Here is a 3,347-nt window from a genome sequence, read left to right as displayed (position 1 = left end):
AGATAATGCTACATTAGTGTTATATTCTGCACCTACTTTTATTATTTTGGCTAATGCTATGTCTTGGGTATGGGTTTTTGTTATGGTTTCGTTGTAGTGTCCTTTTATGGTAGATTCTTTATTGTTTAGAATAGTTTGAGTAAAGTTATGCTCGATTAGTTCATCATAGTCTTTTTGAGCGTGGATTGAGATTAGCTCATTATCTTTTATATTTTCTAGTGTTATTTCATTTATGCCTTTTTCATTTAATCCTAGTGTTTTAGAGCTAAATGTGGTTTTATGAGAATTTATGGGTGATAGATGAGATTTATTGCTACCAAAATCATAAACCATCAGCGCAGATAATGGCAAGCAGCAGATAATGTCTAATATGATTGTAGCATTCAATAATGTGCTTATGGTAAAAATAATAATGCAAACACAAACGCTAAATGATTCATTGGCACTGTGTTTATAAAAACTATAAAGCGTTACATAAACCTGTATGCCACCACCTCTTATAAAACCACTTAATCAAGCCTTAAAAGCTAATGCACTTATTTCTGTATTTAACATAAATATAACAATAGCTGTCATAGCACCACACATAGCCTAAAATAAAACTTTTTGCAACAAAGATTTTGTGAAAAAATGCTGTCTTGTTTAATCTCTTTAGCACAAACATTAAAACAAAAAAATAACATATAAAGCCAAACACCAATACAAAATAATACTCAAAAATATAATCATAAACAATGTGCATAAAGCATACCCTAGTCTTACAAATTGCCTATAAAATCTGCATTATCTACCCCGCGAATTTAACCAACTCGAAAACATCAGATCAGTAACAATAAATACTGGACCAGTAAGGATATTATCTATGAAAATGATGCAAAATATAACAAACAAACAAAGAGATTGCAGAATGCTAATTTTATGACTAGGCTTTGTATTCAAAACAGGAAGCAGAGTTAGGGTGATTGTCGTTAGCCCTGTGGCTGCAATATTTAGCAACAAAAGCCAACTCCACTCAAAATATAAAATCGCACAAATTGTGCCCAATAAAATCGTAGCAATCCATAGCATAAAAAATCGTTTTGAGCAAAATATATTATGTAAAAACTCTATTTTATTTAACCAAACGATAAGTAATGGCATAATAATAAAATAAAAAAGCCACACAATACACATATACTCAGGATATATATATATTCTAGGCACTTCTTGTTGATAATCAACCCATATATAATAAATATAATAAAGCAAAGTCATTATGAAACCTCCACTTTTAAAGTAATCGAGTTATTGTGTTTTACTTTTACTGTCTTGGCGCTATTGCTGAATATGCGATAATCTAGCCCAAATTTAAAGTCATTTTGGTAATTTTGGTAATCTTGATTGATAATGTAGTATAGGTTATGCTTTTCTTGCTCCATTCTTTTTATATCCATACTAGCAAGTTTATTTGTTGGAAAATGTGGCAAGTCTTTATAAAATTTGTATGTTCCTAAATGTTGCATAGACTCATATTGATTGAAAGCTATTTCATTATAATCCCACATACCTACAGGTTGATAGGGCTCATCACTAAAATCAAAACTATCATAAATATAGCAAAGCAATTCATCAATAAAGCACGATAGGATATTATTTTGCTGTTTGTTTTTTTTAATGGTAATTTTACTCGGTAAATAGTAAATGCTAAATTTACCTGTAATCGCATAAAGAGCTATGGTGCTTTTGGCATAAAGTGAACTGTTAAAGATTTGATTAATTTCTTGCTCATTTTTCATTATTATTTTTAAACCTTTCCAATTTTTTGTAATGTTGTTCTCACCTTTAATATCCATTCCCATATACTGTGCAAACATCTCATCTTCTATGGAATAATATTGCAACTGTAGTTTGCTAAATTCGTGCGGTTTGCAATCTGTTAGTAGCTTTAATCGCTGATTATGATATATAAATTCTTTTTTACTATTTTTGATAATGTCTATATCTGCTGGAATAAGCATTGCACAATTCTGAAATTTAAAACCATCTTTTGGCTTTTGCTCTCGCTCTTGTATTTTATCTAAAATAATAGCCACGACAAAGATTTTGTCTTGTGTATCATAATCTACAAAAGAATTGTTGATTTGTTGTATTTGTGCTGGACTTTGCAAAAAATCTTTTATTTTGTTTTTGAAATTTTCCGTAATAATATGAGCCACATTGTCTTGTATATAAGTGTTATCCGCTTGTTTGACACCCAAAATTTCAGATTCTAAATCCTTTATCATAGGAAACTTAAGATAAAGATTATCCCAATCTAATTCAGCATAATATTCTATTAAGTCATTATTATGTTGTTTATAGTCAAGTTTTGTTAGTTTTATCTCATCAATGTTGCTTAAAATTTTTTGTAAATTATCATCATCAACAATTATTTCTTTGCTACTTTTATAGCGCAATCCATCATTAGCGCGATGAATATGTTTAAAAGAAATAGGTTTTTTTGGATTATCGTGCCATAATCGTTGCAAAAGATAGCTTACTCCCCAACCCAAAATTGTAGATTCTTTATATGAATCTTGTATATCTTTATCTGCCCTTAATGTCTCTGCGTGTGTGCCATCTATTACTATTTGTGGATAGCTTCCAACTGATATAATTACACATACTTCCCAATTAGGCTTATGTTTATAGGCAAATATGGCTATTTTTTTATTATTCCAATCTTGCGGAATTTCAAAGCCAATACTATCAGTTTGCAATAGCGTTAGCGTTTCATTGGCAGAATATATAGGTTCATTGATATGTTTGATATAAGAAATATCGGTAGGCACATATCCTTGTGTGTTGCTAAATAAAATATAGTTTGGATTCGTGGCTGTATTTTTATAATTTACTTCTATAATTTCATAACCCCATTTGATTTCATTTGGTTTTACTTTGTCTTTATCATATATTGCTTTTAAATAAATTCTATCACTTGGCTTGTAAAAATTTTTGACAAACTTGCTTTTAGATTCTTTGATTTGAATTATGCTAGGTTCTATTTCTATTTTTTGAACTGCAAAATTTGCTTTTTTATTTTTAAATTTTATCTTACATAAAAGCCCATATTCATAGCTTCTACATATTATTCTATGATTATAGATAGGTTTGCTATAAAAATCTTTATGTTGAATAAAAACTTCAAATTTTTGTGTATTTTTCTTAAATTTTTCAAGTCTATTAAATTGCACAATTCCGTTAATATCAGTCTTATTATTTAGATACACTTCATATCTCGTTTGATTGTCAAAAGCAACTATTCTTACCTCTGCATCACTAATAGGATTATTTACAGAATCTATAATCTGTAATCGTAATGTATCTTT

2 protein-coding genes are annotated in these 3,347 nt (G+C 29.1%); both read right to left on the bottom strand.

The window, feature by feature from the left end:
* Positions 1-387 (bottom strand): bacteriophage T4 gp5 trimerisation domain-containing protein (locus ACWIX0_RS13100; RefSeq protein ID WP_454174429.1); only part of this gene is annotated, 387 nt, incomplete at its 3' end.
* Between the two features lie 866 nt (positions 388-1,253).
* The coding region (locus tag ACWIX0_RS13095; protein ID WP_454174428.1) for a DUF6402 family protein at positions 1,254-3,347 on the bottom strand (2,094 nt) is incomplete at its 5' end.

The sequence above is a fragment of the Helicobacter sp. T3_23-1059 genome (assembly GCF_053654515.1).
This window is presented reverse-complemented; position numbering and strand designations above follow the sequence as displayed.